General features: G+C 63.7%; 21 protein-coding genes and 1 pseudogene. 10 read left to right on the forward strand and 12 right to left on the reverse strand.

The features are described 5' to 3' along the window. Nucleotides 1-21: 21 nt before the first annotated feature. Both NO876_RS14315 and trxA read right to left on the reverse strand, forming a co-directional pair. A complete protein-coding gene (locus tag NO876_RS14315; protein WP_256422345.1) occupies nucleotides 22-990 on the reverse strand; it encodes a ribose 1,5-bisphosphate isomerase in 969 nt (322 codons plus the stop codon). A gap of 104 nt (nucleotides 991-1,094) precedes the next feature. Beyond that, complete coding sequence (gene trxA / locus NO876_RS14320) at nucleotides 1,095-1,526, reverse strand: thioredoxin (protein ID WP_256422346.1); 432 nt, start codon at nucleotides 1,524-1,526, stop codon at nucleotides 1,095-1,097. A 350-nt stretch (nucleotides 1,527-1,876) separates the two neighbouring features. Here trxA and NO876_RS14325 point away from each other — a divergent pair, with 350 nt between their 5' ends. The 3 genes from NO876_RS14325 to NO876_RS14335 all read left to right on the forward strand — a co-directional run bounded on the left by NO876_RS14325 (nucleotide 1,877) and on the right by NO876_RS14335 (nucleotide 3,400). Further along, entirely contained in the window at nucleotides 1,877-2,527 is a 651-nt protein-coding gene (locus tag NO876_RS14325; RefSeq protein ID WP_256422347.1) for a helix-turn-helix domain-containing protein, read from the forward strand. A 95-nt stretch (nucleotides 2,528-2,622) separates the two neighbouring features. Further along, on the forward strand, nucleotides 2,623-3,099 hold the full coding sequence (locus NO876_RS14330; RefSeq protein WP_256422348.1) for a HalOD1 output domain-containing protein: 477 nt from the start codon (nucleotides 2,623-2,625) through the stop codon (nucleotides 3,097-3,099). A 1-nt stretch (nucleotide 3,100) separates the two neighbouring features. Continuing rightward, nucleotides 3,101-3,400, forward strand: a complete 300-nt coding sequence (locus NO876_RS14335) for a hypothetical protein (RefSeq protein WP_256422349.1) — start codon at nucleotides 3,101-3,103, stop codon at nucleotides 3,398-3,400. Between the two features lie 119 nt (nucleotides 3,401-3,519). On the opposite strand, the gene NO876_RS14340 is transcribed toward NO876_RS14335, so the two are convergent. Further along, the gene (locus NO876_RS14340; protein WP_256422350.1) at nucleotides 3,520-3,813 is read right to left on the reverse strand and encodes a DUF7521 family protein; all 294 of its coding nucleotides are present in this window, start codon (nucleotides 3,811-3,813) and stop codon (nucleotides 3,520-3,522) included. Next, nucleotides 3,813-4,187, reverse strand: a complete 375-nt coding sequence (locus tag NO876_RS14345) for a winged helix-turn-helix domain-containing protein (RefSeq protein WP_256422351.1) — start codon at nucleotides 4,185-4,187, stop codon at nucleotides 3,813-3,815. Before NO876_RS14345 ends, NO876_RS14340 begins: the two co-directional genes overlap by 1 nt. 131 nt (nucleotides 4,188-4,318) lie before the next feature. Between NO876_RS14345 and NO876_RS14350 the strand changes: the two genes are divergently transcribed. Then, complete coding sequence (locus NO876_RS14350) at nucleotides 4,319-5,350, forward strand: succinylglutamate desuccinylase/aspartoacylase family protein (protein WP_256422352.1); 1,032 nt, start codon at nucleotides 4,319-4,321, stop codon at nucleotides 5,348-5,350. A 49-nt stretch (nucleotides 5,351-5,399) separates the two neighbouring features. Here NO876_RS14350 and NO876_RS14355 read toward each other — a convergent pair whose 3' ends face one another. The 4 genes from NO876_RS14355 to NO876_RS14370 form a co-directional block, all read right to left on the reverse strand. Further along, nucleotides 5,400-6,473: a DUF7973 family transport facilitator gene (locus tag NO876_RS14355; RefSeq protein ID WP_256422353.1), complete on the reverse strand. Its 1,074-nt coding sequence runs from the start codon at nucleotides 6,471-6,473 to the stop codon at nucleotides 5,400-5,402. Nucleotides 6,474-6,479: 6 nt separating this feature from the next. Beyond that, nucleotides 6,480-8,012, reverse strand: a complete 1,533-nt coding sequence (glpK, locus tag NO876_RS14360; protein WP_256422355.1) for a glycerol kinase GlpK — start codon at nucleotides 8,010-8,012, stop codon at nucleotides 6,480-6,482. 206 nt (nucleotides 8,013-8,218) lie between these two features. Next, the gene (locus NO876_RS14365; RefSeq protein ID WP_256422356.1) at nucleotides 8,219-8,425 is read right to left on the reverse strand and encodes a DUF8145 family protein; all 207 of its coding nucleotides are present in this window, start codon (nucleotides 8,423-8,425) and stop codon (nucleotides 8,219-8,221) included. A 19-nt stretch (nucleotides 8,426-8,444) separates the two neighbouring features. Further along, nucleotides 8,445-8,960 carry a macro domain-containing protein gene (locus NO876_RS14370; protein WP_256422357.1) on the reverse strand — a complete coding sequence of 172 codons (516 nt, stop codon included), beginning with the start codon at nucleotides 8,958-8,960 and terminating at the stop codon, nucleotides 8,445-8,447. A gap of 132 nt (nucleotides 8,961-9,092) precedes the next feature. Between NO876_RS14370 and NO876_RS14375 the strand changes: the two genes are divergently transcribed. From NO876_RS14375 to NO876_RS18215, 3 genes and pseudogenes are all read left to right on the forward strand, one after another. Continuing rightward, nucleotides 9,093-9,935, forward strand: coding sequence for an inositol monophosphatase family protein (locus NO876_RS14375; RefSeq protein ID WP_256422358.1), 843 nt, complete (start codon nucleotides 9,093-9,095; stop codon nucleotides 9,933-9,935). Between the two features lie 134 nt (nucleotides 9,936-10,069). Next, nucleotides 10,070-10,438, forward strand: a complete 369-nt coding sequence (locus NO876_RS18150) for a DUF2071 domain-containing protein (protein ID WP_390277710.1) — start codon at nucleotides 10,070-10,072, stop codon at nucleotides 10,436-10,438. Nucleotides 10,439-10,643: 205 nt separating this feature from the next. Further along, nucleotides 10,644-10,880, forward strand: a pseudogene (locus NO876_RS18215) (DUF8148 domain-containing protein); the annotation flags it as partial. A 44-nt stretch (nucleotides 10,881-10,924) separates the two neighbouring features. On the opposite strand, the gene NO876_RS14385 reads toward NO876_RS18215, so the two are convergent. From NO876_RS14385 to NO876_RS14395, 3 genes are all read right to left on the reverse strand, one after another. Further along, on the reverse strand, nucleotides 10,925-11,734 hold the full coding sequence (locus NO876_RS14385) for a mechanosensitive ion channel family protein (RefSeq protein ID WP_256422359.1): 810 nt from the start codon (nucleotides 11,732-11,734) through the stop codon (nucleotides 10,925-10,927). Next, nucleotides 11,731-12,726 carry a hypothetical protein gene (locus NO876_RS14390; protein WP_256422360.1) on the reverse strand — a complete coding sequence of 332 codons (996 nt, stop codon included), beginning with the start codon at nucleotides 12,724-12,726 and terminating at the stop codon, nucleotides 11,731-11,733. The genes NO876_RS14385 and NO876_RS14390 overlap by 4 nt, the downstream gene beginning before the upstream one ends. Nucleotides 12,727-13,624: 898 nt before the next feature. Continuing rightward, nucleotides 13,625-14,359 carry a helix-turn-helix domain-containing protein gene (locus tag NO876_RS14395; protein ID WP_256422361.1) on the reverse strand — a complete coding sequence of 245 codons (735 nt, stop codon included), beginning with the start codon at nucleotides 14,357-14,359 and terminating at the stop codon, nucleotides 13,625-13,627. An 89-nt stretch (nucleotides 14,360-14,448) separates the two neighbouring features. On the opposite strand from NO876_RS14395, the gene NO876_RS14400 reads away from it, so the two are divergent. Next, complete coding sequence (locus NO876_RS14400; protein WP_256422362.1) at nucleotides 14,449-15,561, forward strand: MBL fold metallo-hydrolase; 1,113 nt, start codon at nucleotides 14,449-14,451, stop codon at nucleotides 15,559-15,561. A 3-nt stretch (nucleotides 15,562-15,564) separates the two neighbouring features. Further along, nucleotides 15,565-16,857 carry an MFS transporter gene (locus NO876_RS14405; protein ID WP_256422363.1) on the forward strand — a complete coding sequence of 431 codons (1,293 nt, stop codon included), beginning with the start codon at nucleotides 15,565-15,567 and terminating at the stop codon, nucleotides 16,855-16,857. Between the two features lie 682 nt (nucleotides 16,858-17,539). Here NO876_RS14405 and NO876_RS14410 read toward each other — a convergent pair. After that, complete coding sequence (locus NO876_RS14410; RefSeq protein ID WP_256422364.1) at nucleotides 17,540-17,698, reverse strand: hypothetical protein; 159 nt, start codon at nucleotides 17,696-17,698, stop codon at nucleotides 17,540-17,542. Here NO876_RS14410 and NO876_RS14415 point away from each other — a divergent pair. Beyond that, nucleotides 17,686-18,108: an NAD(P)-dependent oxidoreductase gene (locus NO876_RS14415; RefSeq protein ID WP_256422451.1), complete on the forward strand. Its 423-nt coding sequence runs from the start codon at nucleotides 17,686-17,688 to the stop codon at nucleotides 18,106-18,108. The genes NO876_RS14410 and NO876_RS14415 overlap by 13 nt on opposite strands. Nucleotides 18,109-18,138: the final 30 nt, after the last annotated feature.

The following is an 18,138-nucleotide window of genomic DNA, read 5'->3' on the forward strand; positions in this document are numbered from 1 at the left end:
CGCGTCCGATCGACGCCCGTGTCAGGCCTCCGCCCACGGCTCGGTCGTCCCCTCGCCGAACAGGTCACGCATCAGGCTGACGATGCTCTCCGGCGGGAACTGCCCGCGCTCGGTGACGATGGCGTCCACGTAGCGCGGCGGCGTCACGTCGAACGCGGGGTTCAGGACCTCGGGGTCGCCCATCCCCTCGGCCGTCTCCCTATCGACCACCTCGCGCTCGTCGCGCATCTCGATGTCGACCGTGTGGCCGGTGAGCGTGTCCGGGTGGAGCTTGATCGTCTGGGCGGCGCAGACGATCGGCGTCCCCCGGTCGCGGGCGTTGACCGCGAGGCCGCTCGTGCCGATCTTGTTGATGACCGACCCGTCGGCGGCGATGCTGTCGGCCCCGACGAGGACGTGGTCGACGTCGTTGAGGTACCGCCGCGCCGCGGAGTCGACGATCAGCGTCACGTCGACGCCCAGTTCGTCCAGCGCCTCGGCGGTGATGTGACCCTGGTTCCGCGGTCGCGTCTCCTTGACGAACGCCGACAGCGACTTCCCCTGCTCGACGGCGGTCTCGACGCAGGCGAGGACGTCCGTCGAGTGACAGTGCGTCATGATCGTGTCGCCGTCGCGGAGGCGGTTCGCACCCACGCGCCCGAGGTCGGTCTGCGCGTTGTCGAGCCGTCGACAGAACTCCGAGACGCTGGCGCGGACGCTCGCGCGGAGGCGCTCGACGGTTTCGCCCTCGACGTCGCGGAGGACGTACCGGAGCGCGTTCGGGAGGCTGACCGCCGTCGGACGGGTGTCGTACAGGACGCGGGCGGCCGCGCGGAGCTCCGCACGAAAGGCCTCGGGCGAATCGGCGTCGCTGACGTCGGCCTGTTCGCCGAGCGCCTCGGCCGCCGCGGCGGCGATGGTCGCCGCACCGCGGATCTCCATCGAACCGATGTCCTCGGCGGTGCGGTGGACGGCCGGCGATACCTCGACGTCGGGTGGAGCGTCGCTCATACCGGCACTTCGGGGCCCCCGCAGAAAAGCGCGCGCCCGATGTCGAGACGGCCCGGAACGCGGATCGTCGCGTCCGGTTGTCTCTTCGTCGCGCTCGATCGCCCCTACAGGTACTGCTCGATCAGCGACCGGAGCGTCGACTCGTCGCGGACGCCGACGACCTGTTCGACGGCCTGTCCGTCACTGAAGAGTTGGAGGGTCGGCACCCCGCGGACCTGATACTGCTGGGCGAGCTGTTGATTCTGGTCGATGTCGACCTTCGCGACCGCGGCGTCGGTCGAGGCCGCCAGCGACTCGACGGTCGGTTCGAGCATCTTGCACGGACCGCACCAGTCCGCGTAGAAGTCCACCAGTACGACGTCGTACGTCGAGATCGCGTCTTGGAGCTCTTCCGAACCGTTGACGTGGATCGGCTCCGTGGGCACAGAGTCCTCTTCTCCGGACGATTCGGGGGATTCGTCGCCACTCATCTGGGAAGCGAGTTCCTCGCGTTTCTGCGCGCGGATCTCGTCGATCTCGTTGGGTGATTCGCTCATCAACACCTCGTTGGAGCGCGTAGAATAAAACAGTTTTGCAAAATGTAGACAATACAATTGTGGGCCACGGTTCGGAACGGGACGTCTCAGACGACTATCGGAAACGCGGGAGAAAGTGCTATGGTAGCGTTTGCAAGTCTTCGCTCACGCGATCGGATGAACAATCAGTTTCAAACGGTAGGATCTGTTGAAACACTTATTAATTGATAGCTTTCCACACTCTTACTCCCTCAGTGTAGGAGGTAAGATCGGCGTGCAAGATTCAGGAGATGGATTTACTAAATGTCGGAAGTCCCTTCAACGGCCTGAGTAGCGACTAACCCAAAAGGACGGCCCGCTATTCATCTAGTATGGCAATCGAAGCCTCATTCACTGTTGAGCAAGCTGATTTCCCGTTGAGTGCTGTGTTTGAGCAGTTGACGGATGTCACGATCGAGTTAGATCGTATCGTGCCGACGGGCGAGGCAATTATTCCCTACTTTTGGATTTCTGCTGATGACACCGATAAACTCACGACCGATCTGAGTGATGATCTCGGGATCGATCAGGTCAAAGTAATCGACCAAGTAGAGAAACAGATGTTCGTCCGTATTGATTGGAACCTCAACCATGAGAGCATTCTCACGGCAATCGTGAATACTGAGATCACGCTCCTTGCCGGCATCGGGAAGGAAAAGCAGTGGACCTTTGAAATCCGAGCAAGCGAGCAACAGGAACTCTCCGACTTTCAGACGTACTGCCAAGACCATAATATCTCGATTGAGCTGACTGAACTCCACGCGGTTTCATCACTCAGATCTGACCGAGAGTACGATCTCACGGACGGGCAACGGAAAGCGCTGGTACTGGCGTATTCCAGTGGGTACTTTGATTCGCCACGAGACGCCACGCAAGCCGATCTCGCAGACGAACTTGGGATCACCCGGCAGGCGGTCTCATCACGGTTACAGCGCGGTATGCGACGCCTCGTAGCGAGCTCCCTTATCACTCCTGAAGAGTAAGCGCGGAACCTTAGTATAAAAAAGCATTGCGAGAGCAAAAGCCACTCTCAACCTCGTAGAAGGCCTCTATTTGGGTGATGGGACCGTCTCAAATGATGGCTGCGAACTCAAAAATAGCAGAATCTCTGAGCCCGATTGAATCCGATGCAGAAAGCAGATCGTTCCAAGCGACGTACGACAGCACTCGTGACTCGACGAGTTTAGCGATCGTTGCAGTGGTTGCAACCGCCCTTGGGGAAGACCCGCAGGCCTTGACACCGCTTCAGACTGCTATTGATACAGACGCGCTTGACAAACTGGTGACGGAGTCAGATACCGGCCTCGGGACCTGTGGCAGTATTTCCTTCAGGTATGATGGGTTCAAGATCACGGCCACTAGCGAGGGTGTCATCGAGGCGAACCCTATCGAGGATATCCAATCGGCACCGATGCACCCATACCGCATTGAGTGTGCTGGCTGTGGACAGCCTCGACTAGGGAAGAAACGTGCGCCTGATACTGCGGTCGTTCCGTATCAGGACACGTGCCCGGAGTGTGAATGCGACAGTTTCGACATCGGAGTTACGACTTGAAATGAGTGAGCAGGCCGCTTCGAGACGTGGAGACTTCCGGACCGTGCTGCGAGAGCAACAACAGCGAGTGGTGGTTGCCCTCGCAGCAGAGGAGACGATAGATGCGACGCCGATTGTTCAGGAGGATGAATCTCTCTCCTGCGAGGAGTACATCACACTCGTGTATGAACTCCACCACATCGATCTCCCCGAGTTACAGGCTGCCGGGGTAATTGAGTTTGATCGGCGCGAAGAGACGTTGAGGCAAGGGACAGACTTCGACGAGGCTCGCTCGCTGCGCGAACACCGCGCTGACCAGTGAGACACTTAAGATCGTAAGCCTCCTACACGATGGTCCTGGTTCTCTCGCATCACTGTGGGAACGGCAGAAACCAGAAATTATCGTTGACCCACAGGGGCCGACGGCCGAGGCGGGGCGCCTCAGTCGGCGTACAGCGAGTAGGTGATGACTGCGAACCCGACGAACGTGAGAATCGCGTCGATGAGCAGTCCGGTCGCGAGGTTGACGCCGAGGATGAAGTCGAAAGTGCCACCGAGGAGCGCACCGAGCGTGATGATCCCGAACCCCATCGCGAGCGCTCGCAGCGCCCTCGTCCCGGTCTTGCGGTACGCCTTCAGCGAGAAGTACGTGATGAGTCCGCCGAGGATGAGGATCCCCGTCTTCACCACGATGATTCCCGTCGCGATGCTCGTCGTCGTAGTCGTGTGTACCATTATGTTTCCTCCCGTACGGCGGTCCAGATGTCCGCGAGCCGTTCTTCGGGCCCCTGTTCGAGCCGCGCGATCTCGACGTCCAGCTCCCGAGACTCGGTGAGCGCGATCCGGACTTCCTCGAACGCGACGGAGTACGTCGTCGTGTGGTGTCCGTCCGATCTGATCTCCGTGCCCTCTTCGAGCAGTTCCGCGTCGGTCAGCAGGTCGAGCTTTCGGTAGGTCGTCGACAGCGGAATGTCGCACTGTTCGGAGAGCTCACTCGCCGTTCGCGGTTCGTCCAGCGCCCGGACGATAGCTCTCGCGTCTTCGTCATCGAGCGCGTCGAGGACGGACTGTAGGTCCGCCGACTCGATCGCGGACGGCTCGCGCGCCATTATCAGATGCTGGAGTACCGGCCGTATTAATCTCTCGGGATATACTCGCCCGTCGGCGCTGGGAGTCTCCCGATTCGACCGACGCGGGAGCGCGGCCGGTTCTTTATGACGTGCCGGCGAACGACCCGCGTATGAGCGATCCGAAACCGTTCAGATACGACACCGAGGTGCCGCCGGGGCAGACGCGGCACCTGCGATACGAGATCAGCGAGACGTACCTCGGCGATCCGGTCGAGATCCCCGTGACGGTCATCAACGGCGAGCGCGGCGGGCCGACCGCGTTTCTCTCCGCCGCGCTGCACGGCGACGAACTCAACGGCGTGAAGGTGCTCCAGGAGGTCGCCGATCGGTACGACTCGGCCGAAGTCCACGGAACGATCGTCTGCGTGCACGTCGCTAACGTCCCGGGGTACCTCGCACAACAGCGATACATCCCGATCTACGACCAGGACCTGAACAGGTCGTTTCCGGGAAGCGCCCGGTCGAACACCGCAGAGCGGATGGCCAACGTGATCTACGAGCGGTTCGTCAGGCCCTGTGACTTCGCGCTCGACTTCCACACCTCGACGCGCAACCGGACGACGATGTACCACGTGCGGGCGGACACGACCAGGCCCGAGGTCGACAGGCTCGCCCGCGCGTTCGGCTCGAACCTCATCCTCTCGGGCGAGGCCGACGCGGGGTCACTGCGAACGGTTGCCTCGAACGACGGCATCCCGACGATCACCGTGGAGATGGGTCGCGCCCACCGGTTTCAGCCGGAGCTGATCGACCGCGCGCTCGACGGCGTCGAGAGCGTCTTCGCGGAGTACGGGCTGTTGCCCGACGCCGCCGTCAGGTGGCCCGGGTGGACCCGCGTCGTCGGCAGCAACGGCGACAAGAAGTGGCTCCGCGCCGACACGGGCGGGCTCGTCGAGATGCAGTACGGACCCGTGCCGCTGGTGTACGAGGGCGACACGATCTGTACGATCTCCGATCACTTCAAGGAGCGAGAGAAACGCGTGGCGGCTCCGTTCACCGGCCTCGTCATCGGTTCGCTTCAGAATCCGGTGGCGGCCCCGGGACACCCGCTGTGTCATCTCATCCGCGTCGACGACGCGACGCTCAGGGAGATCGAACGCGAGATAGCGGCGGGAGAGTTCTCCGAACGACCCTGGGTGTGAGGTCGGGGCTGCCCGTCCGACGGCGCTCAGCACGCGAGATACCCCGCGTTCAGAACGCGAGATACCCCGCGTTCGGCAGCAGCCCCGCGAGGTACAGCAGCGCGACGGCGAACATCAGTACGGCGATGGTCATCGCCGGCGGGTCGACGTGCGTCCCCGAGTGCGCGTAGAACACCCGCTGGGTCACCTCGCCGGTGAGCCCGGCGAGTCCGCCGAACGCGCCCGCAACGAGGAGGGCCAGGGGGTCGCTGCCGACGACGGGGAGCGCGATCACCGCGCCGACGCTGCCCAGGAGCGTGATGTGATGGGTGACCGGGATCCGCTCGACGCCCAGATTGAGAAACAGCAGGCTCATCGCCGAGACCGCGTAGCCCATAAATACGCTCCCGGTTTCGAGCCAGATGTAGCCGGCCAGGACGCCCCCGACCAGACCGATGGTGGTGACTCCGCACCAGGTGTACTGATGCGGGAGCCACGGTTCGGTCGCCAGGCGGCCCTGCACGGTTCCGCCGTCGGGCGCGGAGCGCGGCTCCTCCCGCTCGAAGGGAGACATATCGAGGACGTTGCGGCCGGCGATCCGGCCGACGATCGGGTACCCGAAGGCGACGCGGGCGAGCAGCGCCGTCGCGACGACGGACAGTGCGATCGAATCCGTCGGCGCCCCGAGGCCGCTGGCGAGGCGGGTGATCAGCATCCCGACGACGCCGAAGATCCCACCGACCGCCAGGATGTCCGGTTTCGTCCCGAACGCGAAGCCGATGTTCTTCCCGAAGTGGTAGCTCCAGCCGCCGGGTTCCATCTCGGGGTAGCGCTTGGCGGCGTAGGCGGCCGCCGCGACGCCGCCGGCGAAGGAGACGTGCGGCCCGGTCACCATCCCGAAGCCGATCACGCTCGTCACGCCCGTCGCCAGTTCACCCTGCGGAGCGAGGTCGAACGCCTCGATCTCTCGCGTGAGAACCCCGAGACCCTCGCCGAGGAAGACGACGAAGCCCGTGAAGACAAACGCCGGCAGCGCGCCGAGCGCAGCACCGAACGCCCCGCCGGCGAGGGCGGCGATCACTAACACCGCGAGCCGCTCGGCGTCGACGCCGATGAGCGGAAGCTGTAGCAGCAGGTCCAGCACCGGTTGTCACTCCTCTCTGGCCCAGTCGAGGGAGCGTTCGACGGCGTCGCCCCACCGACCGTAGCGTCGGTCGGCGGTCGCACGCGCCATCTCGGGGGAGAACTCACGATCGATCTGCCAGTTGTCGCGCAGTTCGTCGACGCTCCCCCAGTAGCCGACCGCCAGCCCCGCCGCGTAGGCGGCCCCGAGCGCCGTCGTCTCGTCGACCTGCGGACGCGCGATCTCGATCTGGAGGACGTCGGACTGGAGTTGGCACAGGAACGAGTTCTTCACGGCCCCGCCGTCGACGCGGAGCGACGTCGTCTCGATGCCCGAGTCGGCCTCCATCGCCTCGGCGACGTCGCGGGTCTGGAACGCGATCGACTCCAGGGTCGCGCGGACGATGTGTTCCTTCCTGGTCCCGCGGGTCATCCCGACGATGGTCCCGCGCGCACGACCGTCCCAGTGGGGCGCACCGAGCCCGGTGAACGCCGGGACCATATACACGCCGTCGGTCGAATCGACGGAGCGCGCGAGCTCTGCGGTCTGTGCGGCGTTGTTGATCAGGTCGACGTCCTCGAGCCACTCGATGGCCGCGCCGGTGATGAAGATCGATCCTTCGAGCGCGTACTGGACTGGCTCGCCCGAAAGCTGGAAGCCGACCGTGGTTAGCAGGCCGTGATCGGAGTCGACAGCCTCCGTTCCCGTGTTCATCAGGTAGAACGACCCCGTTCCGTAGGTGTTCTTCGCGTCTCCCTCGTCGAAGCAGGTCTGCCCGAACAGGGCCGCCTGCTGGTCCCCGAGCGCCCCGGCGACCGGGACTTCGGCCCCGAGGAAGCCGTCCGGATCCGTGTGGCCGTAGAGCGTCTCGTCGGAGGAGGGGCGCACTTCCGGGAGCATCGCCGCCGGGACGTCGAACTCCGCGAGGAGGTCGTCGTCCCACGACAGCTCGTGGATGTTGTACAACATCGTCCGCGAGGCGTTCGTCACGTCGGTGACGTGCTCGCCGGTGAGGTTGTAGATCAGCCACGCGTCGATCGTTCCCACCATCAGTTCGCCCGCCTCCGCCCGGGACCGGAGGTCGTCGTCTCGCGACCGCTGCATCTTCAGGGGCTCGGCGTTGTCGAGGAGCCACTCGGTCTTCGTCGCCGAGAAGTACGCGTCGGCTTCGAGGCCGGTCTTCTCACGGATCCACTCGACCTTCTCTGCCGACTCCAGTTCCTCGACGCGGTCGGTGGTTCGGCGGTCCTGCCACACGAGGGCGTTGTGGACCGGCCGTCCGCTGTCGGCGTCCCACACGACCGTCGTCTCGCGCTGGTTCGTGATCCCGAGGGCCTCCAACTGCTCGGCGTCGATGTCCGCCTCCCGAAGGCCGCGTTCGACGACGGCCTGGGTGTTCTCCCAGATCTCGACGGGATCGTGTTCGACCCAGCCCGGTTCCGGGTAGATCTGCTCGTGTCTCTCGTAGGCGTTCGCGACGATCTGTCCGCTGTGGTCGAACGCGATGAACCGCGTCCCTGTGGTCCCCTGGTCTATCGAACCGACGTAGGTGTTCGTCATTATCGTATCTCGGCCGGACGAGAGCGTCGCAAATGTCGACTCTGTCCTACCCCATTGACGAGTCCCTCCTGTATAATGATTGTTTACTTCTAACCGATAAGACAGGAGGAATATCTCACATCAGAGAATAATAATTTGATTATTTCACCCAATTCGACCCGTGGGCACGGGTATGCTTCGTCACAAGTACCCCTCTTCGTCGACTCTCAGTGATCGGGCTCGGCCTGTTCGTGGGTGTGGTGATAAAAGCGGACTCGCGCCTCGCCGTCGACGAGGATGGGGTCGAAACAGACCCGCCGGTATCGATCGTTGTCGAGCAGGTTCACCATCAGTCCCGCGGCGTGTTCGGAGACCGAGTCGTAGTCGGCCTCGCAGACGGGACACGCCGCGGGCGAACCGTCGGGCACGTCCATCAGCGGTCGGTGTTCTGGGTCATTCGCTCGTCGAATCGGCGTCCTCGGCGACCCGAGAGACCGTCTCGTAGCCGTCGTCGCCGTACGCGATGAACCGGACGTCGTCGAGCGAGTCGGGGTCGAACGCGCTGATCTCCTCGACTATGATGCGCGCGCCCTCCGCGAGGTCGAACCCGGCGACGCCGCACCCGAGCGCCGGAATCACGAGCGATTCGCAGCCGAGTTCGTCGGCGCGTTCGAGCGCGTTGCGGGTCGCATCGCGGACGCTCTCGGCGGTCGCCTGCCCGTCGCCGTAGTGCGGCATCGCGGCCGCGTGAATCACGTACTCGGCGTCGAGGTCGTAGGCGTCGGTGACGGCGACCTCGCCGAGGTCGACCGGCCCTTTCGTCACGGCCGCCTGATTCAACGCCTCGCCGCCGGCGCGACGGAGCGCGCCCGCGACGCCCGAGCCCATCTGGAGGCTCGTCCCGGCGGCGTTGACGAGGGCGTCCGCGGACTGCTGTGCGATGTCGCCCTGGATGACGGTGAACTCCATACACCCAGTTAGACGGGCCGTCGACAAAAATCTCGGCGGCCGTCGGTTCGACGGCGCGAGAACCGAACCGGGGTTCCGGAACCGAAGGCGGGAACGAACGGTTCTTTCCGCGTCCGACCCCTGGCCGCAGATATGAGCGACTACGCAGTCGAGCCGCCGCTCTTGGAAGCCGTCGCCGCGCGAGCGGTGCGCGCGGGCGGCGACTACCTCGCCGACGCGTTCCGCGACGTCGACGTCGAGGCCGAGTACGGCACCGACGACGTGAAATCGGCCGCAGACCGGATCGCGGAGGATCGCGCGCTGGCCGTCGTCGGGGACGCGTTCCCCGACCACGCCGTGCACGGCGAGGAATCCGGCCGCGACGGTGACCACCGCTACGAGTGGGTCGTCGATCCGCTGGACGGGACGAACAACTTCGCCGCCGGGATCCCCTCGTTCGCGACGGCGGCGTGCGTGCTGGAAGACGGTGAGCCGCTGGTGTCGGCGATCTACGAACCGCTGCCCGACTCGCTGTATCTCGCGCGACGAGGGGATGGCGCGACGGCCGACGGCGAGCCGATGACCGCCGACAGCGACCTGTCGCTCCCGCGGGGGACCGTCTCCTTCGTCGTGGGGCTTCCCGCGGTCCGCGACGACGACCACCGGGCCGTCGCTCGGGAGGTCGAATCGGCCGTCGACGCTCGTTGCAAGCGCGTCATCAACACCTGGTCGCCCTGCGTCGACTGGGGGCTCCTCGCACGCGGTGGACTCGAAGGGCTCGTCGCCTATCGCCCGGACGTCTACGAGCAGTACGCCGGCGCGTTGCTCGCCGAGGAGAGCGGCGTCGTCCGCCGCGTGTTCGACATCGACGAGGAGCGCGGCGAACTCCGAGAGATGACGGATCCGGCGGCGACCGGCGTCGACGGCCTCTACGTCGCCGCGCCGGACGGCGAGACGTGCGACCTGCTCGTCGAGGCGGCAACGGAAGCGCTGTAACCGTTCGGTCCACTCTCGACGGCGTCGACACGGGTCCGTCCCGGTCGACCCACGCACAACGTCCGGTCCACGCACGGGATCCTCGACCCCCGCCCCGGAGAAGTCCGGAGTACTTGTCGAACCTACGTGCGGGTATGGCCGTCCTCCGAATGCGGCGGACCGACGCCCTGTTCGCACACTGGCCGGTCGACCCGACCGTCGTGTCGTCTCGGCTCCCTGCGGGGTTGGCGGTGGCGACCGACGACGGACAGGCGTGGCTCGGGGTCGTCGGCTTCGCGATGTACTTCTTCAGCCTCGAGGCGCACGACTGCGTCGGCGTCGCCCGACGGCTCTTCCGGGTGCCGTACTTCCGCGCACTGAACACGATCCCGACCGCGCGCGACTTCTCCAACTCGTCGCTGAACATCCAGAGAGGATACTACGCTCTCGATTGGTACACGTCGACCTGTACGACCTCGGAATCTACGGTAAAGATCCGTGGCGTAACACCGTGGGATTCCTGATCTCGACTGGAACAGCGCCGAAGAGCGCCACGGCGCCGCACTCGATCAGATCGCCGTGAAGGCATCAGACGACGAATAGCTCGACGTGAGCGATTCAGAATGACAGTTTGCACATATTTGCAAAAGCCGTTGAAACCGCTGGATTCGTTCGTCTCAAAAGCTCGGATGATCGACAGCCGTCCCACCGACACTGCGGCTTCTTGCCGTGCTTTCATCAGGCATTAGTGAAACAGACAGCCACGACGACGGTACACTTTCAGATCGTGATTTCGTCCGGCGCGTCCTGTCTTGCGTCGATTCGCCCCTTTCAGACGCGCTGAAGTCCGCTGCCGCTGCGGGACTTCTTCGTTACATTCGGCGGATCGACGGGTTCCGACTGGCCTTCGACGTCCACGTTCGCTCCCGATCGGGGACCGAAACGCGTCGAATGACCAAACAGTACACGAATCGCTTCGGTCGGACGAAGCCGATAGGCGACACACAGAGTCAGCGGTGTTCGGGGGCGCGGACGGGCGCCTCGGGTATTTCGATCCCTTCGCTGGCGAAGGCGGCCATCGAGCGCTCTGTCACGTCCGAGGCGAACGCGAACTCGTCGCGCAGGTCGGCCACATACGCCTTGCCGCGAATCGTCCGATAGTAGGACTCGTCTTCGACCAGTACCGCGAACGGGTGATCGTCGTCGACGTAGACGTACTTCGAGGTCACCATCGCCTCCTTGACGATCGTACTCGCTCGATCAACGTCCGCAGAGGCGGTGACCGCGAGTTCGACGACGACCATCATCTCCGGCTGGCCGTCGTTGGCGTTCGAGACGTTCGCAGTGAACATCGTTGCGTTCGGGACACTTACGGCGCTGTCGTCGGGCGTCCTCAGCGTCGTCGCCCGGAGATCGATGTCGGTTACCTCGCCGTAGTCGCCGTCGATGGTGACCTTGTCGCCGACCTGGTAGGGACGCTCGGTGACGAGCACCAGGCCACCGATTATCGCCGCGAAGAGGTCCTTCAGGCCGAACCCAAGAGCCGCCCCGAACAGTCCCGACACTGCGAGCAACTGTGCGGCCGATAGTTGGAGCAACGGTCCAAAGACCAGATACGCCGCGGTTCCGTAGATGAGAACTCTCGTAATCGGAACGAGGATCTTGATGCTGATCCGCCGGCGGGGAATGTGCTCGACGACCGCCGTGAGCACGTACCCGACGACCCGGGCGGTCAGGTACGCGGCCACGAGCACGCCCACTATTCTCGTGAGCGTCTCCTGCGCTATCCCCAAGTCTACCAGCGCCTGGAGTGCGGTCACAGTATCCGCCCCCGGTCGGTCGCCGGCGCGGCGGCCGGCACCGCCGCCGGTACCAGCTCCACGATGTCGTCCTCGACCGTGACGAGACCGTCGCGCGCGAGGCGCCCGAGGACCCGGTCGAGTCCGTCAACAATTCCCGTGAGCTGTGCCCGGTTGATTCGCTCTTTCGCGAGCACGATCCGCAGACAGAACGCCTCCTCGCGGTCCAGGTCCCGGTCGGAGGCGGCGACGGCGATGTCGCTCGGGCGCACCTCCGATCCGTGACGGGTCTCCCAGATCGCTGTGGCGACGCCGAGGTTCCCGTTCGAGACCGTGGCGAGCCGGCCGAACGTTACGTCCTTTGGATCCAGGTTTCCATCCGAAAACAGGTCCTTGACTGCAACTGGACTCAGCGTAGGGATCGGCACCGATACCGACCAGTCCCGCCAGCCAATCTCGTGGCGCGTCGAGACGAACGAACCGCCCCGCTCGGGGTCGTCTGCGACGAACGCCGGCATCACGTCGTACCGATCGAGCACGAGTTCCGCGACTCGTTCTGCGGGGAGGGGCTGGATCTCGACGGTGACCGGAAACTCCCGGTCGAGGGACTGCACCGCCGCGAGGTACGCCCACGCGTACCGGTTCCAGCCGGTCACCACTGTCGCATCGATGCTCGCCAGGTCGTCGAGAAACGCAGACAGTTCCTCAAAGCCGCCGATGCGACGCTCGTACAGGTGCTGGCAGTCCTCTATCACGACTGGCCCCCCGTCGATCCTCGCCCGGATTCGGTCGACCCCGTCGCCGGGATCAAGGCTAACTCGGGTTGCGTCCAGATCCCGCACAGCCCGGTCTAGGACGGGCCCGCGTCCGGAGAAGGGATCGCCCACGACGGCAACCGGCCCGACCTCTTCGCCCGAGAGGACGGCCTTGAACACCTCGTGGTCGTCACCGAGGAGCGTGGAGACGTCGGCCTCCGGCCCCCGACGTCGCCCTTTCACGGCACTATCCTTCATTATACTCTCATCTTTGCGTCCAGCCGGTTGATAATACCGGATCGGGGGGTCGACCCGGTCAGACGATCTCGAGCGCCCCCTATCAATTCGTCGAGCTCGCGGCTCGACACGGCCGTGAGACGATCATTCGAGCCACTATTTTTGTCCTATCCGGGGTAGTGTTTAGATGAGCGTGAGTAACCTTGGCCAGTTCTTCCCATTGGATCGAGAATATCCGAGATATACGTGCTAAACAAAGCGGACGCCAATCTGCCTCTACTAATTAGTACGAAGATACCGAGATATCGGAAGACGATTCTCCGTGATGATCCACGTCGAGCGATCGCCGATATCGGAGGTCTCGATCGACGGCATTCACCGGACGCTCTAGGTCTGGAAAATCTCCGGACCACTGCCCTAAGCAGCGGTCCGGTGAGTGGTTGTCAGATCCTATGACAACCAATTACGAAAACGGTGGGAGAGCGGATAAAACCCTCGACAAGGCGGCGGAGTCGACAGCTAACTACCTGGTTTGGGTATCGCTATCGAGAGAACAGCGGCGCGCGTCCGGTCAGCGTCCACTCGATCCGTTCGGTTACGGGACCGGAGTCTCGCGAACGGATACTCCGTGCGGGGATTCACCGGCGGCGAGCGAGGAGTACAGTAACATACGAGGTAATCAAAGGAGGACGGAGCGTTCCGGCCCTTTTCTACTCCGCCCTCCCGTTCGAAGGCTGGGAACAGGTGGGACCACGTCTCGGGCTTGTCTCGGATGGGGTGCCCCCCAAATCAGATATTGTACGTCGTGTGTCATTCATTGTCACGCTGGCCCGGGTAAGGAAGATTGCCTCCGAATCGCCGAGGAGGCCGCCAACGTGCTCACTATCGGATAGCCAGGGATTCGCCAGTAGCCTTCAGGTCAGTCGGCAGCGTGTTCGCCCTTCTGTGTCCGCTCTATCTGTAGCGGATTCGTGCTCGACGTTGCGGTGAGCAGTCGCAGGAACTGTCCCGCGTTCGTGAGGAGTTTGTTCTCCGCCTTTCGGAGGTGTTCCTCGTACGTCGAGCGAGCGACGGCGGTCTGATCGGCCAACTCCCTGAGCGAGGTCTGCCGCGGCTGTTCGTAGTACCCGCTTTCCAGTGCCAGCTCGAGTGCTGCCAGCTGTCGCTCGGTCACGGTCTCGAACAGTTGATCCACCGGTGCTAACATACTGTGCGGGATCTGTTGTTCCGTAATCGCCGTCTTCGAGAGCACGTCGACGTTCCGGTCGGCCTCCAGATCGCGCAGGAGGGCGCGGACGTCGCTCTCGTCGAACGCGATCACCGTGTAGTGCTCCCATCCCTGCCGGTGGATCGTCGGCGGCTGGTACAGGCTGTTGTACTCCTCGAACCGGTCGATGATCGAGTCTTCCAACGAACAGAGACAGGACTGGGTGACGACGTGCAGGCCGGATTCGTCGATCGACTCGTGGAGAATCGTCCCCAGGCGGTCGATTTCCTCGAGGAGTTCCTCGGCCGGCGATTCCGGGGACGTGAGCTCGATCACCTGGCAGTCGCTCAGGTACCACTCCCGGATCGTGAGATCCGGGTGGCGCTCCGAGATCTCTCGGTACGGACACTCGTGTTTGACCCGGAAGGAGGCCTCATAGAGGCTCATACGTGACTCGAAGATACGAACGAAAATAATCCTACCGGTCATGTCCGGCAGCGCCTATATACTAATATCTCTCATACTGGTAGACACTGATGCCGGAGATTAGCCCCGAGAAACTCAGTGAGGGATTACAGACCGACGCAGACGACTTGCTCGTACTCGATGTCCGCCACGAGGAGGAGTACGACGACTGGCATATCCCGGGCAGCGTCAACGTCGACGTCTACGACGAACTGACCGAGAACCCCGACGCGGCGAAGGACGACCTCGGGGACCTTCCCGACGGGAAGACGATCGTTACCGTCTGTGCCGCGGGCGTCGTCTCCCAGACCGCGACGGACGTGCTCGAAGAGTTAGGGTACGACGCAGCGACGCTCACGGACGGGATGAACGGCTGGAGTCGTGTCCACCGGAACGCGACTGTCCCCGTCGATCTCGACGGGACGCTCGTTCAGGTCGCGCGTCCGGGGAAGGGCTGTCTGTCGCACGTCTTGATCTCGAACGGGGACGCAGCCGTGTTCGATCCCTCACACTACCTCGACGAGTACGAGGCGATTCTCGACGCGCACGACGCCGAACTCGTCGGCGTCTTCGACACGCACGCGCACGCCGATCACGTCTCCGGCGGCGCGGAACTCGCCGCGCGTCACGGCGTCCCGTACTACCTCCACCCGAAGGACGCGCTCGCGATAGACGCGACACCCGTCGAAGACGGACAGACGGTGACTGTCGGCACTCTCGACATCGAAGTCCTGCACACGCCGGGACACAGCGAGGGCAGCGTCTCGTTCGCCGTCGACGGTGCGGCGCTGATTACGGGCGATACGCTCTTCCACGAGAGCGTGGGACGCGTCGAACTCGGCGTCGAAGCCGGAATCGAGGACTCCGACGTCGAAGGGAACGCCGCGACGCTCTACGAGAGCCTCGAGCGGTTGGTAGATCGCCCGGACGACATCGTGGTGCTACCGGCTCACGATCCCGGATCGCCCGAACCGCCCGTGACGGCGACTCTCGGTGAAGTCAGAGAACGGAACGACGACCTCGGACGCGACCGCGGGGCGTTCGTCCGGGAACTCGCGTCCGACATCCCGGACCATCCGCCGAACTTCCAGCGCGTCAAACGGACCAACGTGGGGCAGGAATCCGTTCCTACCGAGGAACTGGCCGAGTTGGAACTGGGTCCGAACAACTGCGCTGCCGAGTGATCTATGAGCACGGCAACTGCGCTAAAACAGGGAATCTTCGAACACAAGCGGCAGTTCGCACTGCACGTCCTCCTGGTGTTCGCCACCGGGTTGACGATCGGCTCCGAGCGCGCCGTCGTGCCCGTTCTGGGCCGCGACGTGCTCGGCGTCGAGTCGCTCTTCGTCATCGGATCGTTCGTCATCTCGTTCGGGTTCGTCAAGGCGATTCTCAACCTCTACGCCGGCAAGTGGGGCGGCGAATACGGCCGCAAGCCGGTCCTCGTCCTCGGGTGGGCGACGGCCCTGCCGCTCCCGGTCATCCTCATCTTCGCGCCGAGTTGGGGCTGGATCACGGTCGGGAACATTCTGCTGGGAATCAACCAGGCACTGACCTGGAGTATGGCGATCAACGCCAAGATCGACCTCGCCGGCCCCGACCAGCGAGGGTTGGCCGTCGGGATCGACGAGGCGTTCGGCTACTCGGGCGTCGCGGTCGGCGCCTGGGTTACCGGCGTCATCGCCGGCCAGTGGAGTCTCCGCCCCGAGCCGTTCTACTTCCTCGCCGTCATCGTCGTGCTGGCGTTTCTCATCTCGATATTCCTGATCGAGGAGACGGTCCAGTACGCCAGAGCCGAGATCGACGATGAGGACCACCACGACGCGAACCTCCCGTTCGTCGAGGTGCTGAAGCGCGCGACGTACGGCGACCGGACGCTGTTCGCCGCGGCGCAGGCCGGGCACATCGAGAAGTTCGTCGACACGTTGTACTGGCTCGCGGTCCCGCTGTATCTCACGAGTCAGGGGCTCGGAATCGCAGCGGTCGGGTTCGTCGTCGGCGTTCACAGCGCGATGTACTTCCTCCAGATCGCGACCGGTGGCCTCGCGGATCGCATCGGTCGCCGCCCGCCCGTCGTGGCGGGGATGTTCCTCACTGCCGGGAGCGTCCTCGGAATGGTCCTCGTCGAGGGGTATCTCCCGTGGGCCATCCTCTCCGCTGTGTCCGGTCTCGGGATGGCGTTGCTCTATCCGAACCTGATGACGGTCCCGGGCGACGCGGCGCATCCGACGTGGCGCGCGACCGGGATGGGGGTCTATCGGATGTGGCGCGACTCCGGCTACGGAGTCGGCGCGATCCTGATCGGCCTCTCGATGGAATTCCTCAACGTCGAGGCCGCGTTCTATATGACTGCGATCCTGATGTTCCTCTCCGGTGCGGTCGTGTACGTCTGGATGGAAGAGACGCATCCGGACTTCGGGACCCACGAGCCGCCCGCACCTGCTACGGAGCAACCGACTCAGACAGTTTCGCAAGACTAGCCCAGCAGGACGATCTTTTCAAAAGCTCCGACTGTATGGTAAGTTCTCTTTCTCTCCGTCCGGCCAGGTCGGTGATGGCCATCTGCTGGAGAACCACGCCGTATCTCTTGCTGAGAATCAAAATCAGTTGTCAGTATCGCTGATTTTGAAACTGCCGAATTCGGCCACCTCACGCCTGAAAGGTTGATTCGTTCGACAGTCGAACAGGAGCCTGCAGCGCCCATTCGCTTATCGAACGACCAACATCCGACAGACGGCGTCGGGTCATTTATAAGCCGACATTGGCTGCCGAATTTGATTTCGTTCGATAGTCGAACGATTCCGTTTGAGTGGGGTGCTCAATCGGTGGGGTTCGCGTACAGCCAAACTGGTCGGGATGGAGAAAATCAGTCGCTCATTGAAATTTGCCTGATGGTGTCGATGAATACTAACTTGTGAGCAAGCTCCTACTGAGGTATGGGGTCGCGCGGAAAGTACACCGGAAACAGGGTATGTCCCGTTGGTGGGTTTCCGAGTTCTACGGCAAGTCGGCACCGAAGTAGCGCGATAGCTGTCCTGAACGTAGGAGAAGGGAGCCATTTCGGCTGAACAGAGTTGGAACGTGAGCACCTCATAGTATCGTCGTATACTCGTCGGGAATCAATTGGGACCCATCAGATGGTTTCCGTCCGGAGAAAGCGTTTCAGAGCCGCACTACACCGACGATAAACGTAACGAGCGGGCCAGCGACGACGGCGTGGAGGACTGCGAGGATCACCTGTCCGACGGACGTGACACCGAGCGTGGGCGCGAACAGCACGACTGGCAGCATCATTCCGACGAAGACCAATCCTCCGAGCATCAGAAAGTTTCGAACCGGACGGGCGGTCAGGCGGTCGAGCGCGGCGTCGGCTCGGAACGCCGCCAGGTGAGGCGGCAGACGACACCCTCTCGGCCGGTGTGCAGACGCTCGTCGAAGCGATGGCCGACATCGGAATCGAGCGATTCGTCGGCGTCGCTGCAGCGGGCGTTCTCGACGCGCCCGGCGGCGGACTCCGACTGGACGCCGTAGGGTTCCCCCCGTTCCTCCGCGGCGTGGCCAAGCAGCACCGCGCGGTCTACGAGACGCTCACTGAATCGTCCGTGCAGTGGACGCTGGTCTGCCCGCCGGACATACCTGACGGCGACGCGACCGGTCAGGCCCGCGTCGAGACCGACCGACTCCCCGACGGCGGGACACAGGTCACGACGTGTGACGTGGCGGCTTCGTAGTCCGTACCTTGGCCCAGGGCAGCCCGCTCG

The sequence above is a fragment of the Halobellus rarus genome (assembly GCF_024494595.1).
GTDB lineage: Archaea > Halobacteriota > Halobacteria > Halobacteriales > Haloferacaceae > Haloquadratum > Haloquadratum rarum.